The organism is Streptomyces sp. AC512_CC834, from assembly GCF_019049325.1.
In the GTDB taxonomy this organism is placed as follows: Bacteria; Actinomycetota; Actinomycetes; order Streptomycetales; family Streptomycetaceae; genus Streptomyces.
The window spans coordinates 42,177-66,390 of sequence record NZ_JAGMUO010000123.1; the positions used below are offsets into that span (position 1 = coordinate 42,177).

The 24,214-nt window shown below is 72.5% G+C and carries 19 protein-coding genes; 2 read left to right on the forward strand and 17 right to left on the reverse strand.

Annotated features, from left to right (window positions below; genetic code table 11):
- Positions 1 to 12: 12 nt before the first annotated feature.
- The 17 genes from KUM40_RS38300 to KUM40_RS38380 form a co-directional block, all read right to left on the reverse strand.
- Positions 13 to 792 (reverse strand): DUF6182 family protein, encoded by a 780-nt coding sequence (locus KUM40_RS38300; protein WP_217170950.1) that lies wholly within the window; start codon positions 790 to 792, stop codon positions 13 to 15.
- Positions 789 to 1,985, reverse strand: a complete 1,197-nt coding sequence (locus KUM40_RS38305) for a hypothetical protein (RefSeq protein WP_308401330.1) — start codon at positions 1,983 to 1,985, stop codon at positions 789 to 791. Before KUM40_RS38305 ends, KUM40_RS38300 begins: the two co-directional genes overlap by 4 nt.
- On the reverse strand, positions 1,982 to 2,845 hold the full coding sequence (locus KUM40_RS38310; RefSeq protein ID WP_217170951.1) for an SAM-dependent methyltransferase: 864 nt from the start codon (positions 2,843 to 2,845) through the stop codon (positions 1,982 to 1,984). Before KUM40_RS38310 ends, KUM40_RS38305 begins: the two co-directional genes overlap by 4 nt.
- Entirely contained in the window at positions 2,842 to 4,542 is a 1,701-nt protein-coding gene (locus KUM40_RS38315; RefSeq protein WP_217170952.1) for a GH3 auxin-responsive promoter family protein, read from the reverse strand. The genes KUM40_RS38310 and KUM40_RS38315 overlap by 4 nt, the downstream gene beginning before the upstream one ends.
- Positions 4,529 to 5,236 (reverse strand): hypothetical protein, encoded by a 708-nt coding sequence (locus KUM40_RS38320; protein ID WP_217170953.1) that lies wholly within the window; start codon positions 5,234 to 5,236, stop codon positions 4,529 to 4,531. Before KUM40_RS38320 ends, KUM40_RS38315 begins: the two co-directional genes overlap by 14 nt.
- Positions 5,237 to 5,552: 316 nt before the next feature.
- A complete protein-coding gene (locus KUM40_RS38325; RefSeq protein WP_217170954.1) occupies positions 5,553 to 6,992 on the reverse strand; it encodes a zinc ribbon domain-containing protein in 1,440 nt (479 codons plus the stop codon).
- Complete coding sequence (locus KUM40_RS38330) at positions 6,989 to 7,498, reverse strand: phage tail protein (protein ID WP_217170971.1); 510 nt, start codon at positions 7,496 to 7,498, stop codon at positions 6,989 to 6,991. The genes KUM40_RS38325 and KUM40_RS38330 overlap by 4 nt, the downstream gene beginning before the upstream one ends.
- Positions 7,499 to 7,560: 62 nt before the next feature.
- Positions 7,561 to 9,519: a putative baseplate assembly protein gene (locus tag KUM40_RS38335; protein WP_217170955.1), complete on the reverse strand. Its 1,959-nt coding sequence runs from the start codon at positions 9,517 to 9,519 to the stop codon at positions 7,561 to 7,563.
- Positions 9,519 to 9,998 (reverse strand): GPW/gp25 family protein, encoded by a 480-nt coding sequence (locus KUM40_RS38340; protein WP_217170956.1) that lies wholly within the window; start codon positions 9,996 to 9,998, stop codon positions 9,519 to 9,521. Before KUM40_RS38340 ends, KUM40_RS38335 begins: the two co-directional genes overlap by 1 nt.
- Positions 9,999 to 10,080: 82 nt before the next feature.
- Positions 10,081 to 12,000 (reverse strand): VgrG-related protein, encoded by a 1,920-nt coding sequence (locus tag KUM40_RS38345; protein WP_217170957.1) that lies wholly within the window; start codon positions 11,998 to 12,000, stop codon positions 10,081 to 10,083.
- Complete coding sequence (locus tag KUM40_RS38350) at positions 12,000 to 12,722, reverse strand: LysM peptidoglycan-binding domain-containing protein (protein ID WP_217170958.1); 723 nt, start codon at positions 12,720 to 12,722, stop codon at positions 12,000 to 12,002. The genes KUM40_RS38345 and KUM40_RS38350 overlap by 1 nt, the downstream gene beginning before the upstream one ends.
- A gap of 30 nt (positions 12,723 to 12,752) precedes the next feature.
- The gene (locus tag KUM40_RS38355) at positions 12,753 to 13,175 is read right to left on the reverse strand and encodes a phage tail protein (protein WP_217170959.1); all 423 of its coding nucleotides are present in this window, start codon (positions 13,173 to 13,175) and stop codon (positions 12,753 to 12,755) included.
- A 54-nt stretch (positions 13,176 to 13,229) separates the two neighbouring features.
- Positions 13,230 to 15,251: a hypothetical protein gene (locus KUM40_RS41895; protein ID WP_254396322.1), complete on the reverse strand. Its 2,022-nt coding sequence runs from the start codon at positions 15,249 to 15,251 to the stop codon at positions 13,230 to 13,232.
- A 1,824-nt stretch (positions 15,252 to 17,075) separates the two neighbouring features.
- Positions 17,076 to 17,234: a DUF6760 family protein gene (locus tag KUM40_RS42540; RefSeq protein ID WP_308401331.1), complete on the reverse strand. Its 159-nt coding sequence runs from the start codon at positions 17,232 to 17,234 to the stop codon at positions 17,076 to 17,078.
- Positions 17,231 to 17,764, reverse strand: coding sequence for a hypothetical protein (locus KUM40_RS38370; RefSeq protein WP_217170961.1), 534 nt, complete (start codon positions 17,762 to 17,764; stop codon positions 17,231 to 17,233). Before KUM40_RS38370 ends, KUM40_RS42540 begins: the two co-directional genes overlap by 4 nt.
- A complete protein-coding gene (locus KUM40_RS38375; RefSeq protein ID WP_217170962.1) occupies positions 17,764 to 18,213 on the reverse strand; it encodes a phage tail protein in 450 nt (149 codons plus the stop codon). The genes KUM40_RS38370 and KUM40_RS38375 overlap by 1 nt, the downstream gene beginning before the upstream one ends.
- Before the next feature lie 67 nt (positions 18,214 to 18,280).
- Positions 18,281 to 19,885, reverse strand: a complete 1,605-nt coding sequence (locus tag KUM40_RS38380) for a phage tail sheath subtilisin-like domain-containing protein (RefSeq protein WP_217170963.1) — start codon at positions 19,883 to 19,885, stop codon at positions 18,281 to 18,283.
- A gap of 394 nt (positions 19,886 to 20,279) precedes the next feature.
- On the opposite strand from KUM40_RS38380, the gene KUM40_RS38385 reads away from it, so the two are divergent.
- Together KUM40_RS38385 and KUM40_RS42290 are read left to right on the forward strand one after the other, a co-directional pair.
- Complete coding sequence (locus KUM40_RS38385; protein WP_217170964.1) at positions 20,280 to 23,240, forward strand: hypothetical protein; 2,961 nt, start codon at positions 20,280 to 20,282, stop codon at positions 23,238 to 23,240.
- Positions 23,241 to 23,409: 169 nt separating this feature from the next.
- Positions 23,410 to 24,030 carry a DUF4157 domain-containing protein gene (locus KUM40_RS42290; protein ID WP_308401332.1) on the forward strand — a complete coding sequence of 207 codons (621 nt, stop codon included), beginning with the start codon at positions 23,410 to 23,412 and terminating at the stop codon, positions 24,028 to 24,030.
- Positions 24,031 to 24,214: the final 184 nt, after the last annotated feature.

Here is a 24,214-nt window from a genome sequence, read left to right on the forward strand (position 1 = left end):
GGTCAGAGCGGGTCAGAGCGGCCGGGCTGCGCCCAGGGCGGCATGGGCGCGCAGCTCGTGGGGCCGCCGGTGCGAGGGGCCGACCCGCAGGGCCGCGAACGGTCCCGCGACCCCGACCAGGTGGGGGGCCGGCCGCACGGTCAGCCGGTCGCCGGGCCCGAGGAGCCCGTCGAGTACCGCCTCGGCCAGCAGATGGTGCAGGTGCACCAGACCCTGCGCGAGCGTCAGACCGGCCGTGGCCAGGTGCAGCTCGCGGGCCGTCGGGACACGGCCGCCGGCCGCTCCGTGCGCGGCCATGTCGGCCGCCGCTCCGTGCGCGTCCCCGTCGGCGGGCAGCCGTACTGTCGTGCCGGAGACGGCCGGCAGCACGGCGCCGACGGGGAACAGCTTGAGCAGGCGCCGCAGCGCGGTGCTCTGTTCGGCGGGCGCCGGACCGAGCCAGGCGGCCGAGCCGTCACCGGCGACATGGTCGAAGCGGAACCGCTCGCGCAGGTTGTCCGGATTGCCGGCCAGGAAGACGGTGCGCGTGAAGTCGTGCCGCCAGGCCGCCGCCTCCTCGCCCGTGACCCGGCGGGCGAACGCGCAGGTCTCCCTGATCCAGGCGGACAGCTCGAACTCCCGCAGTACACAGACCGCCAGGACCTTGGGCTCCGCGCTCTCGGCCGTCACCTCCCGGCTCGCCGCCAGCAGACCCTCGTCGGTCATCAGGTCGACCCGCGCGGCCAGCTCCGGCCGTACCTCGCGAATGCGCCGGGCGTTCTCGGCACGCAGCAACTGCTGGGAGATGGTCACAGGTAGACCGCTTCCAGGAGGTCCCGGGCGGGAGCGGGGCGGTGCCTGGCCAGCAGGCTGGAGGTCAGGCGGTAGGGATTGACGTGCAGATGGTCCTTGCGGTGACGGGCCAGCACCTCCGGCACGGCCGCCGGGTCCGGGGTCCGGCCGGCCGACAGCAGCCGCGCGGCCCGGGTCAGGCTCTGCCGCAGCACCTCACGGCGGAACGACTGCTGCTGGCCCGCGCCGAGTACCGCGATGAAGTACAACCGCATGCCCAGCCGCAGTACCGCGTCGTCATACTCCCCGCCCAGCTCCTCCAGCAGTGCGCCGACGGTGTGATCCGCCCAGCCGCCGTGCCGCGCGGACCGGATCCGGCCGTCGATCGGCACCCGGCCGAGCACGGTACGGCGAACGGAGACGCCGCTGGCCGCCAGGACCCGCTCCACCAGGTGGTAGTCGGCGTCCAGCTCCCGGTCGTACAGCAGGACGACCTCGTCGAAGCGCTCGCCCAGGGGCAGCAGTTCCCGCATCATGCACGCCAGGTAGTTCGGGCGGCCGTCGGCGTCGACGATCTGCCGCAACGGCAGACCGTGGCGGGTGGCGTCCAGGTACACCGGACCGCCGCAGCCGCGCAGGTCGAGACAGAACCCCAGGTCGCGCAGGCGCTCAAGCGACTCCTCGGCGCCCAGCGCGGGCGGCTGGTGGGCCAGCAGCCCGGGATCGTGCATGCCCAGGCGCGCGTAGTGCGCGGTCCACAGCTCCAGCACCCGGGCTCCGGCCGGATGCACCCAGCCCTCCGCCTCGACCGCCTCGGCATACGGCCGCAGCGCGGCGGCCTCCGGCTTCCCGTCCGCCGCCCGGTAACCGACGTACATCTCACCGATCCGCTCCTCCGACAGCCCGGAGTAGTCGATGTCGCCGACCGTGCGGTCCAGGTACTCCCAGAAGCCCAGGGTCTGTTCGGTGAGGTGGTAGGCGGTGGGGCTGTAGCGGTAGACCACGTCGGCGATCTCGCTGGTGGCGCGGTACATCACGTCCGTCCACAGCAGACCCTTGAGGTGACTGGGGGTCAGTGGCTTGGACGGGGTGACCGTGATCGGCGCGAGCAGCACACGCGGCCTGCCCGGCCTGTCCGGCGTGCCCGGCCGCCGCACCCGGCCGTCGGCCGCCGGCTCTGGCGCGGTCACAGTGCCGGTCACGGTGCCGTTCACGCCGGCTGCTTCTGCCCGTGGACGAAGAACACCCGCTGCACCCCCCGCACGGAACGCGGCGGCACCGGATCCGGCCAGCGGCCGTAGTCGGCGCCCGGATCGCCGGGCTGTACGGCCTCCACGCGCAGGCCGTGCGCGCCGAACAGCGCCTCGGGCTCGTCCGTACCGAACACCCAGGGACAGCCCCAGTCGGCGAACACCTTCAGCAGCACCTGGACGTCGGGCAGCGCCAGCGCCGCGTCGTTGACGAGGTCCGCGGCGATACGGCTGCCCGGGGCCATGAGGGCCGCCACCCGCCTCAGCAGGAGGTGCGCGTCCTGCTCACCGACGTAGTAGAGCAGCCCCTCCAGCAGCCAGACGGACGGGCGGGCCGGGTCGTAGCCGGCCTCGAGGAGCTCCTCCTCCCACACCGGCGAGGTGAGGTCGAGCGCCACCGCACGCCGGTCGACCCGCGGCCGCACCGGCCCCAGCCGCTGCTCCTTGTGGGCCAGCACGGCCGGCCGGTCCAGCTCGAAGTAGCGCGTGCCGGCGGGCCAATCCATCCGGTAGGCCCGCGAGTCCATGCCGGCGGGCGCGAGGACGATTTGCGGGGCGCCGTCCTCGCGGGCCGCGTCCTGGAGGTACTCGTCCAGGAAACGGGTGCGGATGGCGTTGTAGTCGGGGGTGCTCGGGGCGCTGCGCTCCTCACCGGGCGGGAACGTCGCCTCGCGTATCTGCCGCAGCAGGTCGAATCCGGTGTCCCCCGCCAGCAGGGCGGCGTAGGGGTCGTCGAAGAGCCGGTCCTCGCGGCTCGTCTCCGCCGCGCGCAGGGCGGCCGTCAGCAGGGCCGTCCGCTCGACCGGGCCCAGAACGTCGCTCATGACTCTCCTTCCCGACCGGGCCGTGCGGCGCCGGTCAGCCTCTCCCACTGGGCCGGGTCCTGCCTGAAGAGCCGGTCCTTCACCTGCGTCGGCCGGATGCCGGTGGCCACGGACGCGTGCCAGTCCCGCAGGAACGCCTCGTCGTCCAGCAGGCGCACCGTCACCGGGCCCAGCCGTCCCTCGGCGCGCGCCGCACGGTAGTCGCGCGACTCGCGGCCGATCGCGGAGTCCAGCAGTGCGGCGAAGCGGGTGATCTCCGCGGCCGACCACGCCCCGTACGACGCGAGCGCGAACGTGTAGCACGGCCTGCCGCCCGCACCGTCGACGACACGGCAGGCGGCGTTGCGCACGTCCAGGCCAATGCCGCCGCTCACCGCGGCCAGCGCCCGCAGGACCTGGGCCTCGCGCAGGCGCTCCCCGGCGACGCTGGAGCGGGTGGCGCGCCCGGCGTACGACACCCGGGGCACCCCCGCCACGCGGTCCACGACGTGCACCACGTCACCCACCGCGTAGCGGTACAGCCCGCCGATGTGGCTGAAGACGACGTGGTAGTCGCGCCCCGCCTCCAGCTCGTCCCACGTCAGGGTCGCGGCCTCGGGCGTCACGTCCTCCTCGGCGTCCAGGAACTCGTACACCGAGGCGCCCACCGTGAGCGAACAGGCCGACTCGTGCCGGTCCAGTGCGACACCCACGGGTCCTTCCGACGCGGCGACCGGCGCCGGCAACGACGCCACCCCGGCGCCGAACTCCTCGCGCAGCCGCGGCAGGTACAGGGACGCCATGCCGGTGGTCCAGCAGAACAGCGCCCGCATACGGGGCCAGATGTGTGCCGGCCGGATCGTGCCGAAGTGCTCGGCGAGCCGCTCCAGTTCACGTGCCCGCCCGGGGTCGGGAGCCGTGTGCGGCAGTCCGCCGAGCGTGCCGTCGTGGATCTCCTTGACCAACCGCGGCCACCACAGTCGCAGTTGGTACGGCAGCGCCGCGACCATGGCCGGGTTGATCCCGATCACGAGCCGCACGTCGCTCGCGGCCGCCAGCCGCAGCCGCAGATAGGCCTTCTCCAGGTGGTCGCCGGCCTCGACGGGCACCGGAAGGACACCCCACGGCGCGCCGGTGCCCGGCTCGGCGGACAGCGGTTCGCCGAACTTGGCGCCGAAGTCGACCTGGCTGGCGCCCACGTGCGGCAGTCCGGAGGCCGTGGTGGGAGGCGCGGTCAGCGGGTCGTGCTTCAGGTTCAGGACGGCGTCGGGGCGGGCCAGCACATCGGGGTAGTGCTCGATGAGCGGCGCCCAGGCGGCGTAGTAGAAGGGGAAGAACGTGCGCCGCATGAACGCAGGAGTGACCGGGATCTTCTTGTGCTTGCCCGTCGTCCCGCTGCTGGTGAAGTACACGGCGGGATCGTCGGCGCTGAGCACACCGCTCTCACCGGCCGCCATCCGTTCGATGTACGGCGCGAGCGCGGCGTAGTCGTTGATCGGGACGGCCTTGCGCAGGTCGGCCACCTCGCGGATGGACGCGAATCCGTGGCCGCGCCCGTACTCGGTGTCCGCGTTGTGCCGCACCAGCTCACGCAGTACGTCCCGCTGCTGCCCCCGGGCGTCGGCCAGGGCGGCCGCGATGCCCTCCCGTTCGTCGAAGACCCGCTGCCGGTAGCGGCGGACACGATCGGGGTTCGTCCATTCCTCAGACAGGTTCATGTGCGACCAGCACCTCCCGGATTCCCTGTGCGACGGTGGACACCCGGTCCTGCTCGCCGATGAACGAGACGGGCAGCGAGCGGACTTCCTCCCGCATCACCCGGTGCAGATCGGCCTGGAAGCGCGCGAAGGAGGCGCGGTCCGGCCGGGTGCCGTAGTGCTCGAGCGGATTGAGGTCGCGGCCCTCGCCGCAGCGCCGCCAGGCCGTCTCGGGGGACACCTCGAGGAAGATGACCTGCTGCGGCTGGGGGAAGGACCGCCACCAGTCGAACAGCGGGTGCTGGTCCAGGCCGGTGAGGCGGCACTTGGCGAGCATCTTGTAGTAGTAGGAGTCCACCAGGACAGGCGTGTCGGCGGGCCCGCGCGCGATGCTGTCCCGCAGGTGCAGTACGGCTGTCTGCATCATCGTCAGCATGAAGTCGGCCGAGTAGTCGCGATGCAGGGCGGGCATCACGTCGCCCACCAGTCCGCGGCGCAGCCGGGTGATCAGTGAGTGTCCGGGGTCGAGCCGTTCCTCGTCGACCGAGACGATCCGCACGTCGGGGACGAGCCCGGCGAGCTCCGCCAGGGTGGAGGACTTGCCCGCGTAGTCGGTGCCCAGCACCACGGAGAACGGTGGCGTCGCCCGGTCGGCCCGGTCCGCCGGGTGCGGCGGATGCGCCGTCGTGCCGAGGGGAGTGGGGGGTGCGGTCATACGACGTCCACCGTCTTTCTCTCGGAGCCGGCGCGGTCCGGTGACGACCCCGCACCCTCCTATTAGTGGCCGGTCGGCCGCGGCGGCTCAACCCGTATCGACCCCTACCCGGCCGGCTCGTAAACCCTGGGAATACAGGGGCTGTTGGTCGGAATGCCGGGTTGTGGACGGACGATGCGTCGGAGAGAGTGACGACACCGCCCGCACGCGGTCGCGTGCGGGCGGTGTCGTTGTCGGTCGTTCTCGTGAGTCAGGGTCGGATCAGGAACGGATCAGGAACGGATCAGGAACGGGTCAGGAACGGGTCAGGAACGGGTCAGGAGCGGTTCGCGCTGGACGGGCCGAAGAACTCGATCTCGGCGATGGCCACCTGCTTGTCCGCGGACGCCGCGTGGGCCGACTCGATGGTGAAGCGGACCTTGGTGACCTCGCCGACGCGGAACGGGCGTCGCTGGCCGCCGGCGCCCTGGTCGAGGGTGAGGTCGCGGGTCTTCGTCTTGCCGTCCTTGGTGGTGATCGTGGCCTTGATGCGGTGCGGCAGGGCCGACTCCCGCAGCTTGTTGGCGCGCGAGGAGACACCCGGCGTGATGATCACGTCCAGCAGGCGGGTCGGCTCGGTGAAGGTCGCCTCGATCCATTCGCCCTGGCCGGACTGCGAGATGCCCGGACCCCACCAGGTGTTGCTGAGCTTGTCGATGACGAGCTCGGGCTTGTGGCCGGTGTAGGAGTGCGAGGCCTTCATCCCGTCCGGGGAGACCGGGGCGCGCTTGGCGAAGTGGTCGCGGGTGTTCTGGACGCCGTCGGGGATGTAGACGAAGCCGAGGACGGCCAGGGTCACCACGACGAGGACGGTGATCCAGGTGCCGATGCGGTCGAAGACGCGGCGCAGACGGGGACGGTCGCCGGCCCACGGGGTTTCCTGGCGCCGTCCGCCGAAGAGCCGGCGCCACCAGGGGGCGGGCACGGCGGCCTGGTCGCCGCTCGCGACCAGGGGCATCGCGCAGCGGGCGCAGTAGTGGCGGTCGGGCCGGTTGGGGGTGGAGCACCACGGGCAGGGCGGGCCGTTGGCGATGTCCGGCTGGTGGCCGGGGGCGCGGACCTGCGGCCGGTCGGCGTCGGGACGGCCCGGCAGGACGGGCGGTACGGCGGGTGGCGGGGCCGGGGTGGCGGCCTCCGGGTCGGCGACGGGGACGAGGAGGGAGCGGGCGCGGTCGGACATCGTGTCGCTGAGGGCAGCCGGGGCCGGGGCCGGGGCCGGGGCGGACGCCAGCGGGGTGGTGGGAGCGGTCTCGTCCGTGTCGGGCGTGCGGGCGGCAGCCGCGGCGCCCGCAGCGCCGGCTCCTGCGGCTCCTGGGGTTCCGCTGCTGGCGGCCGGGTGCGCGTTTCCGGCGGCCCCCGCGCTCCCCGCGCCCCCCGCGGCGGCCGCCGGGGCCGCAGCGCCGTCCGTGCGGTCCGCGTCGGATGTGCCGTCGGCCGGGCGGCGCGGCTGGGGCAGCGTCGGGTTGTCCCCGAGCGCACCGGCCGGCGCGTCGGTGTCGCCCGCGGTGGGTGCCTGGGCCGGGCCGCCCGCGCGGGCCGGGGGTACGCCCGCGCCGCCGAAGGCGTCGAAGCCGGGGCTCTGTTCGGACTTGGCGACGGCGGCGGGCTGGGCGTTGCGGGCGGTCTGGTCCCAGCTCAGCACGGCGCCGCACGCGTCGCAGAAGGACTGGCCCGGTTCCGCGCGCGTTCCGCACTCGGCGCAGTTCTGCGTGGTCATCTCTCCGGGGTCCTTTCGGAGGCGGTCACTTCGACCGTGTAGGGCATGTGGGCGGGGCGGGCGGCGGCCACGAGGGCGTCCAGGCGATGGGTGTCCGCCGGGGCCGGGTCGGGCAGCCGGAGGGCGACGTGCAGGTGGGGGCGGGGCCTGCCGGGGAACGGGCCGAGCGGGCGGGCGTTCCATTCGGCGCCGCCGCTCTCGGTGATGACGGGTTCGACGCCGAACGCGAGCAGCACGGCCTCGGACAGGCCCTGCCGGGTGCCGCGTACGCGGTGCAGCCGGGCGGCGGCGGCGACGGCGGCGCGCAGCCGGTCCTCGGGTTCGGTGCCGTCGGTCTCGGCGCCGACCCAGGTGCCGAGCCACTGGGCGAAGTCGGCCGGGGTGAGCGCGGGGTCGAAGTAGGTGTCCAGGCAGTCCAGGACGTTCAGGATGGGGGCGATGACGTCGTCGAGCCCGCCGACGAAGCGCAGGGCGAGGTCGTCGTCGGCGAAGACGGCCGGCAGCATCGTGCCTATGGGCAGCGAGGAGCCGAGCCCGTCGACGGAACCCCGGTACGACGCGGCGGCGCTCACGCGCCGTCCCCGATCACGCGGACGCGGTGGTCGAAGGAGAAGACCAGCGCGGGCGGTTCGAGGTCGATGCGGTCGGTGGGGTCGCCGCGCTTGCCGGTGAGGGGGTCGGCGGGGTGCAGGACGACCTCGTCGACGAGTTCGACGCCGGGCACCCGCTGGAGCACGGCGAAGACCTCGCCGGTCTGCACGGGGCGTCCGAAGGGCCAGCCCTTGCCGTCGGCGCCGCCGGTGAGCGGGTCGAGGTGGCGGTAGAGGGCGTCGTGGGTCTGGCGGCGTACGCGGTCGGCGTCGACGTGGCGGAAGGCGTGGACGGTGGCGACGACGGTGACGCCCTGGTAGTAGGGCGGCCCGACGGCGAGCCGGGTGCCGATGAGGCGGCGTTCGTCGAGGTGGCGGGTGATGCGGCTCAGGAGGGCGTCGCCCGGCACGAGTTGTTCGAAGCGGAGTCGGCCGCCGGGGTCGGGGACGGCCTGGGGGACGACGAGGACGCGGACGGCCTGGGCGCCGTACTCGTTCTCCTGGCCCTCGAGGCAGGTGATGCGGGCGGTCTCGGGGGCGGCGCGGCGGGCGAGTTCCTCGTAGTCGCGCAGGGTGACGGCGCGTTCCTGGGCGCGGAGTGTGATGGGCGCCCGCAGCTTCGCCTCCTCGACGGTCTCGCCGTCGACGCCGCCGCGGGCGGCCTCGCGGTTGACGACCTCGGAGACGTACGGGATGGAGGTGCGCAGCACCTGTACGGCGCCGCGGGCCACGTTGCCCGCCCTGCCGCCGCCGGTGCGGTAGCGGCGGGCGCGGATGACGGAGCCCTTGGGGGCGACGGTGCCGTACTGGCGCAGGGTGCCGTCGGCCTCGCGGACGGCGGGGCCGAAGGCGATCTCGCCGGTGGCGGCGTCCAGGGTGATGTGGTGGTCGTCGGGGTGGGAGCCCGAGAAGTGCGGGACGACCTGCCAGTCCTGCCAGCCGTCGTCGGCGGCGGTCTGGAGGAGCACGGGAGGGTCGTCGGCGACGACGGGGGCGTGCTCGAGCTTCAGCCGCTGGCCGGGCAGGCCGGTGGACTCGCCCAGGGACTCGTCGTACACGGTCTCGGCGTGGACGGTGCCGGTGGTGCCGCCGATGGTATAGGCCTCGGCGGAGCGGATGGTCGGCGAGGTGGTGTAGAAGGGCTGGCCGGGCAGCGGGTCGGTGACCCGGCAGCGGATCCAGCCCGCCTCGTGGCCGCCGTTGCGGGACAGGACGTGCCCGCCGGGAATGTGCAGCACGATGTCGCCGGGGCGGTTGAGGCCGCCGGTGCCGTCGCGGTCGACCTCGCAGGACTGCCAGCCGTCCTCGGTCCAGGCCTCCCAGACCAGCGGCGGCTGGCGGGGGTCGACGCCGACGCCGTCGACGCGGCTGTCGAGTTCCAGGGCGAGCGCGCAGTGCGGGGTGGCGGAGGTGAGGCCGATGAGCATGCAGTCGCCGGGGCCCGGTCCCTCGGCGAAGCACATGACGTCCTTGCTCTCGGCGAGGTCCGTGGTGCGGTCGGTGACGGCCTCGCCGCGGTGCTGCGTCACCAGGCGGCTGAGCGTGCACGGTACGACGCTCAGGTCGCGCTCGGTGGCGAAGACGACGGCCTCGTCGCGTTCGGTGCGCAGCGTGGCGACCTCGGTGCCGACCGGGACCAGGATCGTGTCCTCCTGCGGTGCGGACAGCCAGAAGGTGACGTCCGTACGGGCGGCGGAGGGCGGGAAGAGGGTGATGCCGACGAGGTCGAGGAAGGCGAGGTGGTTCTTGTCCGGGACCCGGTTGAGGCGGTAGACGATCTGGTCGGCCATGTGGGCGAGCGTCTCGACGAGGGTGACGCCGGGGTCGGAGACGTTGTGGTCGGTCCACTCCGGGGCGCGCTGCTGGATGTAGCGCTTGGCGTCGTCGACGAACTGCTGGAAGCGGCGGTCGTCGAGGTTGGGGGAGGGCAGGGGCATCAGCGGTCGCTTTCGGGGTAGCCCGGGAGGCCTGCGGGTCCGGCGGATCCGGCGGGACCGGCCGGACCGTCGGGGAGGTCGGGCTCGTCGTGGGAGGGGATGACGTAGAACGGGAAGACGAGACTGCGCGGGTTGTTGGTGCCGCGGATCGAGTAGCGGACGTCGATGAAGAGGACGTTCTGGCCGTCGCCGGTGCTGACCTCGACGTCCTGGACCTCGATGCGCGGCTCCCAGCGGTCCAGGGTGGTGTACACCTCGTGCTGGATGCGTCCCGCGGTCTGCTCGTTGACCGGGGCGAAGACGAGGTCGTGGATGGCGCAGCCGAACTCGGGCCGCATGGGCCGCTCGCCGGGGGCGGTGGCGAGGATGAGCCGCATCGCCTCCTCGACCTCCTGCTCGCCGCTGACCAGGGCGATCCCGCCGGTGGGCCCGATGCGCAGCGGGAACGACCAGCCGGAGCCGACGAACTGTTCGGCCATCAGGGAGCCACCTGCCTTCTTCTTCCTGTTCCTGCTCGTTTTCCTGCTTGTATGCCTGCTTGTATTCCTGCTCGTGGTCCGGTCACGCCGGCAGGGGGTACTTGATCGTGTTGACGAAGACGGCACCCAGGAGATCGACCTTGATGGCCTTGATGTTCACGTTGGCCACGGAGGTGACGGTCAGCATTCCCGTCGCGGTGAGCGACATGACACCGGTCGCCGACATGAGCAGGGCCCCCATCGCCCGCACGTTGACCGTGCCCGCGGTCGACGTGAGGTTGACCAGCCCACGCCCCTGGAGGAGGAGCGGCCCGCCGCTCTTCACCGTCACCGACCGGCGCCCTTCCAGGGTGAGGTCCATGCCCGCCTCCACCGACACCGAGCGGGTGCCCGTGATGCTGACCGAGCCCTTGCTGTCGACGGTGATCTCGGTCTTGGTGCGGTCGAGGTTGATGGTCAGCCGGTCGTTGCCGCTGGCGATCCGCACGCCCTGCTTGCGCATGCCGGTCTGCTGGCTGAGCAGGTCGACGCGGTTGCCCTGGCGGTCGGACAGGGTGTGCCGTACGGCCTTCTTCTTCAGGCCGTCGTGCAGCGGCACGTCGTTCACCCTGGTCGGCAGGTCCCGGCCGTTGTAGAGCCCGCCGATGACGAACGGGTGGTCGAGGGCGCCCCGGTCGAAGGCGACGAGCACCTCGTCGCCGACGTCCATGGGGAAGACCCCGCCGCCGCCCTTGCCGCCCATCTGCACGCTGCGCGCCCAGTCGCTGACGTAGGCGTCGTCCAGCCACGGGAACTGGAGCTTGACCCTGCCCTGCCTGAGGGGGTCCTGTACGTCGGTGACGATGGCGTTGGCGACGCTGGGCAGCCGGGCGGCGCTCGAGGGGTCCACGCCGCCGCTGCCGCCGGAGGCCAGCCCGTACAGGGAACGCCACTGGCGTCCGCTGACGGTGATCCAGGACTCGTAGGCCTGGCCGTCGCCGAAGTGGTGGCGTACCGAGGTGACGGTGTACTTGCCCTCGAAGGGCTTGCCGACGTCGCTGAGCGCGACCGGCACCCCGGGCCGCAGGTCGGGGCTGCCGTAGACGGCGACCTCCAACTCGGCGAAGGAGGACGTGACGTCGGCGGCCAGGGCCTTCGCGGCGTGCCGGACCTCGCCCTGCTTGTCGTAGGGGTTGGCGGTCTCCACGAGCTTGGCCTTCTTGAACTTGCCCGCGGCCTCGCCCGGCGTGGAGCCGATGGTGATGCCCGGGTCGGTCTTGGCGGGCGCGATCTCGCTGATCTTCTTCTTGGTGGTGACGTTCCAGCCGCGCGACTCGACCTTGCCGACCTGGTCGGCGGCGGTCACCGCGGCCCGCAGCCGCAGGATGTCGTGGCCGGCCTGGAGCACGAAGGCGCTCTTGTCGCCCTCGGTCTTCGGGGAGGGCGCGCCGGAGGACGGGTGCGCCTTGACGAACTGGAACTTCCCCTTGGAGTCGATGGACATCACGACGTCGTTCTCGTCGGCGAGCCGCTGGAGGAAGTCCCAGTCGGTGACGTTGGACTGGCTGATGAACCCGTACGCGCCCTTCGTCGGCTGGATCTTGCCGACGGACACGCCGTCCATGCGGACCAGTTTGCGGGCGATGTCGGAGGCCTTCTGGTTGCGGTACGCGGCCACGCGGCGCTGGCGCATCAGGCGGTGCCCGTAGTCGTAACCGCGGATCACGGTGAAGCTGCCGGTGCCGTCGTAGTCGGCCTCCATGGCGGTGACCTCGCCGGTCAGCAGCGGCTTGCCGACGCCCTGGCCGTCGGCGACGGGCGTGATGACGACCCTGGTGCCGAACTTCACGCTCAGCTTGGCGAGGACCAGGTGGTAGGGGTCGCGGAAGGTGAGCCGGAAGGCCGCGGGCACGTTGACGCCCTGGTCGACCCAGCCGTCGACGAGCATCGTCGCGATGTCGTCGGGCAGCTTCGCGGCGCCGATCCGCACCTCGACGATGCTGGAGAACGCGGGACGCACCATCAGTGAGGCACCTCCTCGGCGGCCGGCAGGATCAGCTCGGCGCCGTTCGTCAGGCGGGACGGGTCGTCGATGCCGTTGGCCTCGGCGATCGCCCGCCAGGAGTTGGCGCTGCCGTACTCGCGCCAGGCCAGCGACTGGAGCGAGTCGCCCGCGACGACCCGGTGCACGCGCGCCGCGGTGAGGGCGCCGGAGGTCGGGTTCTGCCCGCGGGTCGGGCCGGGGATCTCGACCAGCGCCACCTGGCAGGTGGCGCGGATGGGCACGCCGGTGGTGCTGAAGAGGGTGTACGCCGCCTCGATGGACGCGACGTACGCGGTGAAGCGGGCCGTGGAGAACGACCCCCACTCGAACACCACCCAGGGCGGTGACGGCTGCTTGGTGGCCAGGCTCTTGGCGGTCACGTGGCAGCAGGTCAGCAGCGACTCGACCTTCTTCAGCACCGTGTTGCCGTTGGGCTTCATCGAGGAGTCCAGGAAGATCTCCAGGGTCATCTCCCGCGGCTCGGCGCCCATGAACTGCGGCTTCGCGGCCTTGCGCACGGCGGCCGTCGGGGTGGCCTTCCACTGGGTGCGCTGGGTGATGGACAACTGCGCCGGGTTGAACTCGAAGGCGAACGTCCGGATCAGCGCGCCGGGTGTGGTGGTCGTGCCCTTGGGCGGCTCGTGGATGGCGAGGTTGGCGCGTACGAGGCTCTTGCCGGCGCCCTTGCTGCTCTTGGCCATGGGTCTCTTCCTCTCTGCTCTGCGGCGCCGTCAGTCCGTGAATCCGTGGTGGGCGATCTCCAGGACCTCGTTGGCCACGGCCGGGCTGTTGGGGTCGAGGCTGGGGCCCTGCCAACTGACGGGCAGTACGTCGATCAGCCCCCAGCGGGCCACCAGCGATCCGTCGGCGCGCATGGCCGAGATCTGCGCGGTGGGCCGCTTGATGCCGGTCTGCACGGAGGAGATCCACTTGGCGACCTTCGCCGTGTCCGGGGTGAGCGGGCGGGTCAGCCGGATGTTGGAGAAGGTGACGCGGGTGGGCAGTTGCCACACGAAGCCGTTGTTGCCGCCCTCCTGGCGCTGTTCCACCTCCACCTGGGTCGACAGGCCTTCGCACCCGTTGAAGTATCCGAGGCTCTCGCCGTCGATGGCGAGACTGAACCAGATGGAGGAGCCCGGGTCCTTGCGGGGCATCGGGGGTCGACCTTTCTGTCGGGGGAACGGTGGCGGGCGGGCGCGGCTGTCCGGTCAGCGGGGGTCGCGCAGTCTGCCGATCCGTTCACGGTCCATACGCAGTTCGGTGCGGACGAGACGGGTGACACGGCCGATGATCCGGTGCACCAGTTCGTCGAGTTGGAAGTCGGTCAGCTCGCGCGGGTCGAACCCGCCCTCCGGGACCGCCGAGTACCCGGGCGGCTGGTCGCCCTCCGCGTGCGCCGAGTACGGGGGCGGGGGCGGGTCGTTGGCGGGCGGCGTCGGGCTGTAGGGCGGCGGCGGTTCGTCCGGGGGCTGCTGGGACGAGGGGGTCCGGAAGCGGCTGAAGGTGTCGGCCACGGCGGCCGCCGCGTGGGAGGCCAGGGCGCCGGTGGTGCGGCCGGGACGGCTCGACCGGCCGAACAGCCGCTGGACCGGGGGCAGGTCGCCGCCGGACGCGGCGGGCGTGGCGTCCGCGTGCGCCGGCGCGGGCGCCGCCTGAGCGCCGACCGGGAGCGCCGCCGGGCCGGACGCCGACGGCGGGGGCGGCGTGAGGGGGGCCACCGGGAGCGGGGCCGCGGTGGCGGTGGCGCCGGGGGACGTGGGCCGACGCAGGGGTACGGCCTTGGCGTGGGCGCGCTGGACGGCGGGCGGCGTGGACCCGCCGCCGAGGGCGGGGCGGGGCGGCCCGAGGGGCGGTGTGAGGGCCGGTGCGAGGGGCGCTGCGAGGGTCGGTGTGACGGGGGTCGCGGGGGAGGCCGCGTGCGGGGGCATCGGCGAGGACATCGGGAGCGGGGACTGCGTGGTCGGGAACGCGGCCGAGGCGTGTGCCGTGGTCGTGAAGGGCGGTGCCGTCGCCGTCGCCGTCGCCATGGACGTCGCCATGGACGTTGCCGTTGCCGCGGGCGGGACGGCCGACGCGGTGGCCCGTTGGACGGGCGGAGGCGTACGGCCCTCGGTGGCGGCGGGCCGCGTGACGAGCGGGGTGGTGTTGGCCGGAAGCGTGGAGAGGGGGGCGCCGAGTGAGGAGCGGCGCGCGGGCTGCGCGGGCTGCGCGGGCGGTGCCGCCGGGGCGACGGAGGGCGTCGCGATCGGGCGGCGTACGGCGTCGGCAGGTCCGGACGAGGTGGGGGCGCCGAGACCCGGACGGTGCGCGGCGGCACTGCGCTGCACGGGGTGTGCCGGGGAGGCCGACCCCGCCGGTCCGGTCCGGGCGACGGGGTTCTGGGCCGATCGCTGGACGGGGGGCGTCACGGGGGTGTCGCGATGCGGTGCGGGCGCCGGGGAGGTGGACGGCGCGCCGGGCGCGCCGGCCGGCCGGTCCGTGGCCCGCTGGACCGACGTCTGTGGTGCCGTGTCCGCGGGCGCCGGGGCGGGCCGCGTGGGCTGCGTGGGCTGTGACGGCTGTGACGGCTGGGGCGCCGCCTGGCGTTGGACAGGGGGTTGCGCACCGGTCGGGGTGCCCGGACGGCCGGGGGACGCCGAGGGCCGCTGTGCTCCGGATTCGCCGGGTCCCGGGACCGGGTTGAGGCGGGCCGCGGCTCGCTGGACCGGCGGGGGCGGGGTGCCGGGGTCGCGGGTCTCGGCGGGCGGGGTGGAGTGGCCGGACCGGTCGGAGGCTCGCTCGACGGGAGTGTCGGGTGCGGGCGAAGGCCGGTCGGTACCGGGGCTGTTGTGCGGTGATACGGCTCGCTGGACCGGAGGAACGGCCGGGGCGGCCCCTGCCGACGCTGAGGGCGTCGACGCGCGGCCGGTGGGCGCGATGCCGGTGCCGGTGCCGGTGTTGGCGTCGGCGTCGGATGCGGGCGTGGTGGGCCGGGCCGCCGCGCGCTGCACCGGCAGGTCGGTCGTGCCGCGGTCGGCCGGGCGGGGAGTACGGCCGGTGGTGGAAGAGGCGGGCCGTGACTCCGCCCGCCGGACCGGGGGTTCGCCCTTCGCGTCACCCGGCGTGGCGCCGGACAAGGGCACGGCTCGCTGCACGGGTGTGCCGGGTGCCGTGTCGTTGGCGGGGGCGGCCGTCGCCGGGCCGTCGCTCCCGGAAGTGCCGGGCGCGGCAGCCGGGTCGGACCGCTGCACCGCACGCTGTACCGGCGGACCGGCCGTCGTGGCATCCGGTGCGGTACCCCGGCGCTCACCGGTGGATGCGGGGCGATCGGCCGGTGCGGCGGCTCGTCGTGCGGGTGCATCGGACGCGGTGGCGTTGCCCGACGGGGGAGCCGTGCTGCTGCCGGGCTGGGGGGTGGCTCGCTGTGTCGGCGTGCTGGGCGTGGTGCCGCTGCCTGTCGTGGTGCTGGGTGCGGGGCTCGTCGGTCGTGAGGTGGCTCGCTGCACGGGCGTACTGGACGACGATGTGTCGTTGCCGGGCTGGGGGGTGGCTCGCTGTGTCGGCGTGCTGGGCGTGGTGCTCGGTGCGGGGCTCGTCGGTCGTGCGGCGGCTCGCTGCACGGGCGTACTGGACGACGATGTGTCGTTGCCGGGCTGGGCGGCGGCTCGCTGTACCGGCGTGCCGGGCGTGGTGCCGCTGCTCGTCGCGGCGCTCGGCGCGGGGCCGGTCGGCCGTACGGCGGCTCGCTGCACGGGCGTACTGGACGACGACGTGTCGCTGCCGGGCCGTGCGGCGGCTCGCTGTGTCGGCGTGCCGGGCGCGGCGTCGCTGCCCGTCGCGTTGCTGGGGGCGGCGGGGCCGGTCGGCCGTACGGCGGCTCGCTGCACCGGTGTAGCGGGTGCGGAGCCGTCGCCGGAAGTGCTGGGGGCGTTGGACCCGGCCCCGGCCCCGGTGTTCGGTGCCGGGGTGTTGCCGCGGGCGCCCGTGGCCGGTGTGGTCGCGGGCCCGGGCGCCGCACGCCGGACGGGGGCAGCCGCGGCCGTGGCGTCGGTGACGGCCGGCGGCTGCACCGCACGCTGCACCGGTGCGGGCGTCGCGGCGCCGGGGCCGGGGCCGGGGTCGGGCAGGACGGCACCGGCCGGTGCCGCGCCGGGGTCCGCTCGGTCGCCGTCCGACGACGAGGGTGCCGTTCCGGAGGTCTCCGGGGAGGAAGGGGTGGTGGTCCGGCGGCTCGCCGGCAGGGCCCGGCGTTGCACGGCCGACGAACCGGAGGGCGCCTTGGTCAGAGCCTGCCGCGGACGCGGGGCGGCGGACGGCGGCGGTACCGGGGTCACCCGGACCCCGCGGGCGGCCTGGGCCGGTGCCTGGTCCGACGCGCTCGCGGGCGCCGCGGAAGACGTCGACCCGGTAGAACGCGCCCGCTGGACCGGCGTCGCCGACGCCGTGGGCGCCGAGGACGACGCGCCGGACGGGGCAGCACCCCGCGCACCGGACGCGCCGGAGGCACCGCCCCGCGCCCGAGGGCCGGAACCCGTGGGAGCGGTCGGTGCCGAAGCCGGTGCCGAAGCCGGGGTCGAGGTGTCCGCCGGTATCGCCCGCAGAGGGGCGACCGGCATCCGCTGCACCGGCTGTGTGCCACTCGGGGACGCCAGCGGAGTGGACGACGTCGACCGGGCGGACGGGTCGAACGCGCCCGACAGCAGGCTGTCGCCGGCCGCCGGGTTCAGCACCGCGGGAGACGGCGCGCCCGTGAACGACGGGTTCTGCCACGTCGGAAGGCGGCCGCCGAAACCGGCGTCCGCCACTCCCGTACGTGCCGTACCCGTCGCCCGCTGGATCGGCGGCAGGCCCGTCCAGGCGGCGACGGCCACGGGCGCGGGGCCGGTCGTACCTGCCGCACTCCCGCCCGTGCCGGAGCCCGTGCCGGAGCTCGGGTCCGGACTCGCGTCCGACCCTGACCCCGGTCCCGACCCCGGGCCCGAGCCCATGTCCGAGGCCCCGGCCGGGGGCATGGTGCCGCCGCCCGTGCCGACGCCGTCCCGACGACCCCGCAGCCGGTCCAGGAATCCCACCGATCAGTCCTCCGCCGTGCCACGCGTCACGAGGGACGCGATCTGGTCCGTGTACCGGCGGCGGTCCTGGTGTTCCAGGTCCAGGATCGCCTCCAGGCTCCAGTGGAAGTGGTAGGCGACGTACGCGATCTCCTCGTGCATCCGGTCGGTCGCGTACGTCACGATTCCCCCAGGCGGCTCCCGCCGAGTTCCACCTCGAAGGGCTCCGAGCAGTGCGGGCACTCCACGGCCGCCCGGGTGTGCCCCTCCGCGTTGATCTGACGGTAGAAGTCCTGGAGGAACGCCAGGTCGGAGGCGAACATGTTCTCCACGACCCCGTCGTGCACCATCGCCAGCGTGCCCAGCCGGGTGATGACCCGGCCGAGCAGCACCACCGACAGGTACGCCGGGTTCTCCTGCACCCGCACGTCGCGCAGCGGGATCAGTTCGTCCCGTGCCGTCGACAGGCGCATCACGCCGTCCCGGTGCACCGTGCCCGAATCGTCGACGTAGCCGCGCGGCAGCTCGAAGGGGAACTCGGTCCGCAGCTCCTGCCGCGGCGACGTGTCGACGGGGGGCCCGGCCGGAGGGCCGGCCGGAGAACCGGCCGGCGCCTCCGTGGGCGCGGCGGCGGGAGCCGAACGGGGGAAGTCCGCTCCCGTCGCCGCGGTCTGGGATGCCGCGGCGGATGCCTTGGCAGTCGTACGGCGCATTACTCGACGACCAGTTCTTCGAACACGATGGTGATGGTCTCGGTGAGGGCGTTGGTGTCACCCGCCTTCAGGGTGCCCGCCACGACCTTGCTGCACCAGGCGTTGCGCAGGTTCCAGCGCTTGACCGGGTTGTCCTCGTAGTCCATCACGATGATCGTGGCGTTCTTGCGGGCGGTGGCCATCTGACCCCGCATGGAGTCGTTGATCCACTGGGTGAACACGCCCGACTGGCTCATGCCGCGCTCGACCTGGACCGAGCCGTCCTTGGCGACGCCCGGCATCAGGGTGACGTTGTTGCGTCCGGTCGTGCCCTGGTTCTGCTGGTACTTGATGACGTCCTGCTCGATCTGCAGGTTGCTCACCGAGTTGAGGTACTCGACCATCACACCGTCGATCTGAATGCCGAAATTCGGTGCGACGAGTACGTCTTCTGGTTTGGGGAGAGCCATGAGTTCGCTGTCCTTCTAGAAGTGTGGGAGCGGCCAGGGGGAAGGCGATCCGATCCGCCTACTCGTCCTACTCGTCCAGTTCGCCGCCGCCGCTGGAGAACTGGGCCAGCCGGAAGACGACGAACTCGGCGGGCTTGACCGGCGCGATGCCGATCTCGCAGACGACCCGGCCGAGGTCGACGGACTCCGGCGGGTTGGTCTCCTCGTCGCACTTGACGTAGTAGGCCTGCTCGGGGCTCTGGCCGAAGAGGGCGCCGTTGCGCCACTCGTTGACCAGGAACGCCGAGACGTTGCGGCGGATGCGGGCCCAGAGGTTGTGGTCGTTCGGCTCGAACACCACCCACTGGGTGCCGATCAGGATCGACTCCTCCAGGTAGTTGAAGTACCGGCGGATGTTCAGGTAGCGCCACGCCGGGTCGGAGGAGATGGTGCGCGCGCCCCAGACGCGGATGCCGCGGCCGGGAAAGGAGCGGATGCAGTTGACGCCGATCGGGTTGAGCAGGTCCTGCTCCCCGCGGGTGATCTGCAGCTCCATGTCGATGGCGCCGCGCACGACCTCGTTGGCGGGGGCCTTGTGCACACCGCGCTCGAAGTCGTTGCGGGCCCAGATGCCGGCGACGTGGCCGCTCGGCGGGACCAGGCGCGACTGGCCGGTGGCCGGGTCGAAGGACTTGATCCAGGGGTAGTACAGGGCCGCGTACTTGGAGTCGTAGCCGGCCGTCTCCTGGCGCCAGACGCGGATCTGACGGGCGTTCTGGCTGGGCGGCGGGTCGATGATGGCGACGCGGTCGCCCATCAGCTCGCAGTGGGCTATGAGACCGAGCTGGACGGCCTTGACGGCGTCCATGTCGATCGCACCGCGCTGGTAGGCGGCCATCAGGTCGGGCACCGCGACCATGGAGATCTCGTCGATCGCCTCCAGGCCGCCGAAGCCGGTGCGGTCCGAGGAGTCGCCGAGGTACTGGGCCGGGCCGGGGTGCGCGCTGTCGCCCCGGCCGACCGGAACGGCGGGGGCCGCGGACGGCGGCGCGGGCAGCGCCACGGTCTGGTTCTCCGGCCGGACGAGCTGCGCGGACGGCGCGGCCTCGGTCACGGTGATGAGCTTGGAACGCTCCTTGACCTGGGTGACGACGTAGGAGCGGTTGCCCTTCTTGGCGCTCACGTCGAAGGTCTCGACCGGCTTCTCGCCGTCCTTGACGATCAGCTTGAAGCGCTCGGCGGGACCCTCGCCCTCGGGGTCGGCGACCTCGACGGTCAGCGGGCCGCTGTGGCCCTCGCCGGTGGCCGTCACGGCGAACGTGCCGAGCTGCTTGGGCTCGGCGGGGGACAGCGCCTTGACGGTGCTGCCGGTGACGGCGGCGGGGGCGGCGGCGCCGTCCGCGGCGTCGTGCGTGGCCGCGTCCTCGGCGGAGCCGCCGACGCGGACGACGTAGGCGGCGGAGCCACCGTTGTTGAAGAACCCGTAGACGGAGTGCGCGAGGTAGTACCCGCCGGTGAAGTCACCGAAGGCCGCGACGTACTGCGTCCAGTTGGTCACCAGCGTGGGCTCGTTCAGCGGGCCGGTCGGGGCCAGACCGACGAAGGCCGCCACCGAGGTGCCCACTCCCTCGATCGGGCGCGAGCCGCTGGCCACCTCCTCGACGTAGACGCCGGGCGACAGGTAGGACGGCATGCTCTGCTCTCCTCGGGGTACGAGACAGGACGCCCCTCAGCCTCACGCGCGCGCTGCCTGCGCCGAAACGTCCTTCGGTGCCGGTGTGGGGGCATGTTCCTTGCCCCCGGCCGTGCCCGTTGGGGCAGACTCCCCGTCTTTCCCTGGTGGTCGGCTGCCGTTTCTCCTCAACATCGTGTGTTGAGTGTCAGTTCGCCAGGATGTCATCTTGCGATCACGCCCGGTCGGGGAACGCGCCGTCCCGTCTTGCCGGTGGCCGCGGCCTTGCGGGGCGGGGGTGGTGACGGGACGTCAGAAGGGGTTGTCCGTGTCGGACCGCTTGCACGAATCGCAGACCCGTCGCACGAATGCCACCGCTCCGGCCCGACAGCACCCGCGGGCGCAGCAGCCCCCCTTGGCCTCCTTGCAGGCCAAGGCGGGAAACCGGGCGGTCACCCTGGCGATCCAGCGTGCGGCGACCACGCGTGAGCGGCCCGGGACCGGAGCCCAGGAGCAGGCGAGCTCTTCGGCGGCGGCGGTGGACGACATGGCGATCACGCCGGTGCGGGAGCCCGAGCCCGAGCAGCAGACCGGGGGGAAGGTTCAGGGGGCTCAGGGGGAGGACGCGAAGTCGCCCAAGGAGCTGGCCGTGAAGGCGGTGGCGGACCGGAAGAAGGACGTCGCGGACGCGTCGCTGGAGCGGTCCAGGGCCGCGGACGTGGTGTGGCAGCAGTCCGGGAAGGCGCTGGAGGCACGCGAGAAGGCGGCCGGCGCCCGGGCCGACCAGCAGAGGCACACGGGGGTCGCCGAGAAGGCGGAGCGGGACCAGAGAACGGCCGAGACCGAGCAGGAGAGGCACACGGGCACCGCCGAGAAGGCGGATGAGGACCAGAAGCAGGCCAAGGCGGCTGGGCAGGAGCGCCGCGAGGCCGTGGAAGCGGCGCGCGGCAAGGCGGTCGAGGCTCAAAAGAAGGAAGAGAAGTTCACGCAGCAGGCCAACGCGGCTGAGCAGGAGCAGACGAAGGCCGAAGCCGACGTGGTCAAGTTCACGCAGCAGGCCGAGGAGGCGGAGAAGCAGCAGAAGGCCGCCGAAGAAGACGTGGCCAAGTACACGCAGGAGGCCAAGGAGGCGGAGGAGAAGAAGAAAGAGGCCCAGGCCGCGGAGAAGCAGAAGGCGGCGGCCGGAGAGAAGGCGCTGCAGCAGGCCGCGAAGGCCGAAGCCGGGGCGGAGGAGCTGACCGGGGCCGACAGCGAGGTGGCGAAGTGGACCAAGGTCGCGACCGAGGCGCTGGCCAAGGCGGAGAAGGCCGACACCGCCGTGCGGGAGCAGGAGGAGGCGGCCGGCACCGCGAAGAAGTCCGGGACGACGGCCGGGCTTGACGTGAAGAAGTGGGAGAAGGCCAAGGAAACGGCGCAGCAGCAGGCGACGAATGCCCGAGACGAGGCAGTGCGACTGCTGAAGGACGCCACTGCGGCGGCGAAGGCGTATGCCCAGGCTCAGGCCGACGTAGCCAACCATGGCAGGGCCGCGGAGCAGGCGCGGACGCGGGCGACGAATGCCGGCGCAACGGCGGAGGCGCACCGGACGACTGCGACACAGGCGCGGACGGCCGCGAGGGAAGCCGGCGAAGAGGCGGAGAAGCAGGCGGGGGAGGCGACCGAGGCGCAGGAGCAGGCTGCGACCGCGGCGCGACAGCAGACGGGGGCGGGGACGACCGAGGCCACGGCGAAGACGGCTCACACCGAGGCGAAGACGGTCCAGGCCGATGCGGAAAAGGCCGAGGCCGACGCGGCGAAGGCGAAGGCCGCGGCTGAGGCCGAGGCGGCGGAGAAGGCGGCCGAGGCGAAGATGACGCCCGCGGCCAAGGCGAAGAAGGCGGCCAAGGCGGAGAAGGCGGCCAAGGCGAAGAAGACCCCGGAAGCCGCGGAGCAGACGGAAGAGCCGGGGACGTCGGATGCCGGGAAAAAGGGCAAGACGACCATGGAACAGATCAAGCGCCCCTTCAGCTCCACCAAGATCAGGAAGTGGCTCGACCCGGCGGACACGGTGGTCCTGCGCGGAACTGCCCCGGTCGGAGCGCCGCTTCAGGCGCATGGGACGCAGACCTCGAACACCGGGCTGGTGCGCTCCACCGCGCAGCAGGCGCAGACCGAGTCCGGGATCAATACAGTGAACGACGCACTGGGGGTGCTCAACGACGGACGTGACGTGTGGGCCGGGCACAAGGGGAGTAAGGAAACGGGACCGAAGTCCCATCAGGACAGGAAAAAGGAGAAGTCGAAGGCCGTCGGCTTGACAACGAACGGTCTCATGACCGCCAATGATGGCCCGAAAATCGCAAATAGCGCCATAAAGAATGCCGGTGACCTGGGAGGAATGGCTGCTCTCGGGGATGTCAGCGGCGCCCTCGTCATGACGTTCTCCGGAATATTCGTTGTTCGTGACGCCTATGTCGCGCTGACGACTCATAAAAAGAAGAATGAGCTCAAAGAGCATTTCAAGGGTGTGGCCGCAGTGCGTCAGGACGACCTTCGGGGCGTACTCAACAGTCTGGGGGAGGCGACAGAGAATCTGGCCCGGGCATGCTCCGAACTGTCGGGCTCGCCGGCCGGCCCGTCCGAAGGAACCCTGCAGAGTATTAAGGACGAGCGGGGCCGTATCGAAGGGCACAGGCAGGAACTGCTGGCGCACATGGCCAGCCTCAGGGACTACGCGGTGGGCAAGCAGACGGGGAAGGAGATCAAGCGAGCCCTCAACGCGGGGGGCAACGTGGCGCGTACCGCGGCTGGTGCCGTGGTGATCGCGTCCGCGGCCGGCGCGGTCGCCGGCCCGATCGGAACCGCTGTCGCAGGCGGCACGACGGCGGCGGCCCTGGGCGGTATCGCTGCCTACAAGGGAGGGAAGAAGTTCGGCAAACGCTTTGAGTCGGTGCGGCATCCCGAAAAGTGGGCCCGTACAACGGATGCCCAGGAAGGGACCGAGCCCGAGACGACCGAGGCGCCCAAGCAGTCCAAGGACGGCAAGGGCGGCAGGAAGCGCGATGCGACGAAGGCGGGCTTCAACGTACTGAAGCCCCTCGAGCAGGGTGAGCGGCAGCTAAAGGCACAGGAAATCTATGCGCTCGCAGCCGGGCCGGCCGTCCCCGTGGGCAAGAACGTTCCCGACGACGTTCGCCAGAAGATGCGTGACTTCCTCAAGACTCTCAACTGTGGACCGGAGAAGCACAATCCGGAGAAGCATGATCCGGAGAAGCACAAGCAGTCGGCTGAAGAGTGGGAGAACTCGCGCGAAGAAGAGTGGGCGAACTCACTCAACGACCCCGAGCGGCAGAAGGAGTGGGAGGACGAGATTGCGGCGCAGCTCTCCTCGGCCTGAGCGTCAGGATGCTCAAGGACGCTCCGTACGAGCGGTGTTCGCCCGTACTCCCCTGCCCTCAAGGCCTGCCCCCGCGGCCGTTGCGTCCGACGGCCCGTGCGGGTAGACCTGCGAGAAGCGTCGTCATCAGTACCGACCCAAGTACCCGCGTATCCGCCGAGGGAGCGTTGTGCGCACACACGGAACACAGGCTGCCCAACAGGCCGACAAGCAGAGCCCGGCCCGTCACTCCGCCGCGCCGGGCACCACGGCAGGCCGGATGCTGGCACTGCAGAGCCAGGCCGGGAACGCGGCGGTGTCCCGTGCCGTCCAGCGGGCCCGGCACGAGCACGGCCCCGGCTGCGGCCACGGCCAGGAGGCGGCCGACACCGCCGACGTGCAGCGCAGGGTTTCGGTGGACAGCGGCTTCTTCGAGGAGCCGAGGGTCTCGGTGGACGACGCGATCAAGACGCCCGGCAAGCCGCTGCCGGACCGCATCCGCGAACCGGCCGAGCGTGAGTACGGGATGAGTTTCGGGCACGTCACGATGCACGACAACGCGGTGGCCCAGCGGTCGGCCATGGACCTCAACGCGATCGCCTACACCAGCGGCTCCCACATCGTCGCCCAACGGTCCCTGGACGACGCGACGCTCTTCCACGAGGCCCATCACGTCTTCCAGCAGTCCCGGGGCAAGGTGGCCGGCACCAACAACGGGCACGGGGAGTCCGTCTCCGACCCGGGCCACTCCGAAGAGGTCGAGGCAGGGCAGGCCGGCGAGCGGATGGCCCGGGGCGAATCCCCGATGTGACCGGTCTCGCCACCCGCCGGGCGTGCCCTTTGGGGCAATCGACTCTGCCCCGGCTCCTGAGACAGGACCCGGGGCCCTCTCTAAGGTCGCCTCGTGAGCCTGTGGACTTCGCTGGAGCCCGCGTCCGCGACTGTGGACCCCGGCAGCAGTACGCGTGTGCGCCTGAGGGTGCGTAATACCGGTG

Coding starts and splice junctions, on each gene's coding strand:
- KUM40_RS38325 (WP_217170954.1), bottom strand. CDS start 6,992: ATGACCACGCAGAACTGCGCCGAGTGCGGAACGCGCGCGGAACCGGGC.
- KUM40_RS38350 (WP_217170958.1), bottom strand. CDS start 12,722: ATGGCCAAGAGCAGCAAGGGCGCCGGCAAGAGCCTCGTACGCGCCAAC.
- KUM40_RS38310 (WP_217170951.1), bottom strand. CDS start 2,845: ATGAGCGACGTTCTGGGCCCGGTCGAGCGGACGGCCCTGCTGACGGCC.
- KUM40_RS38345 (WP_217170957.1), bottom strand. CDS start 12,000: ATGGTGCGTCCCGCGTTCTCCAGCATCGTCGAGGTGCGGATCGGCGCC.
- KUM40_RS38315 (WP_217170952.1), bottom strand. CDS start 4,542: ATGAACCTGTCTGAGGAATGGACGAACCCCGATCGTGTCCGCCGCTAC.
- KUM40_RS38340 (WP_217170956.1), bottom strand. CDS start 9,998: ATGGCCGAACAGTTCGTCGGCTCCGGCTGGTCGTTCCCGCTGCGCATC.
- KUM40_RS38370 (WP_217170961.1), bottom strand. CDS start 17,764: ATGCGCCGTACGACTGCCAAGGCATCCGCCGCGGCATCCCAGACCGCG.
- KUM40_RS38330 (WP_217170971.1), bottom strand. CDS start 7,498: ATGCTGCCGGCCGTCTTCGCCGACGACGACCTCGCCCTGCGCTTCGTC.
- KUM40_RS38380 (WP_217170963.1), bottom strand. CDS start 19,885: ATGCCGTCCTACCTGTCGCCCGGCGTCTACGTCGAGGAGGTGGCCAGC.
- KUM40_RS38320 (WP_217170953.1), bottom strand. CDS start 5,236: ATGACCGCACCCCCCACTCCCCTCGGCACGACGGCGCATCCGCCGCAC.
- KUM40_RS38375 (WP_217170962.1), bottom strand. CDS start 18,213: ATGGCTCTCCCCAAACCAGAAGACGTACTCGTCGCACCGAATTTCGGC.
- KUM40_RS38355 (WP_217170959.1), bottom strand. CDS start 13,175: ATGCCCCGCAAGGACCCGGGCTCCTCCATCTGGTTCAGTCTCGCCATC.
- KUM40_RS38335 (WP_217170955.1), bottom strand. CDS start 9,519: ATGCCCCTGCCCTCCCCCAACCTCGACGACCGCCGCTTCCAGCAGTTC.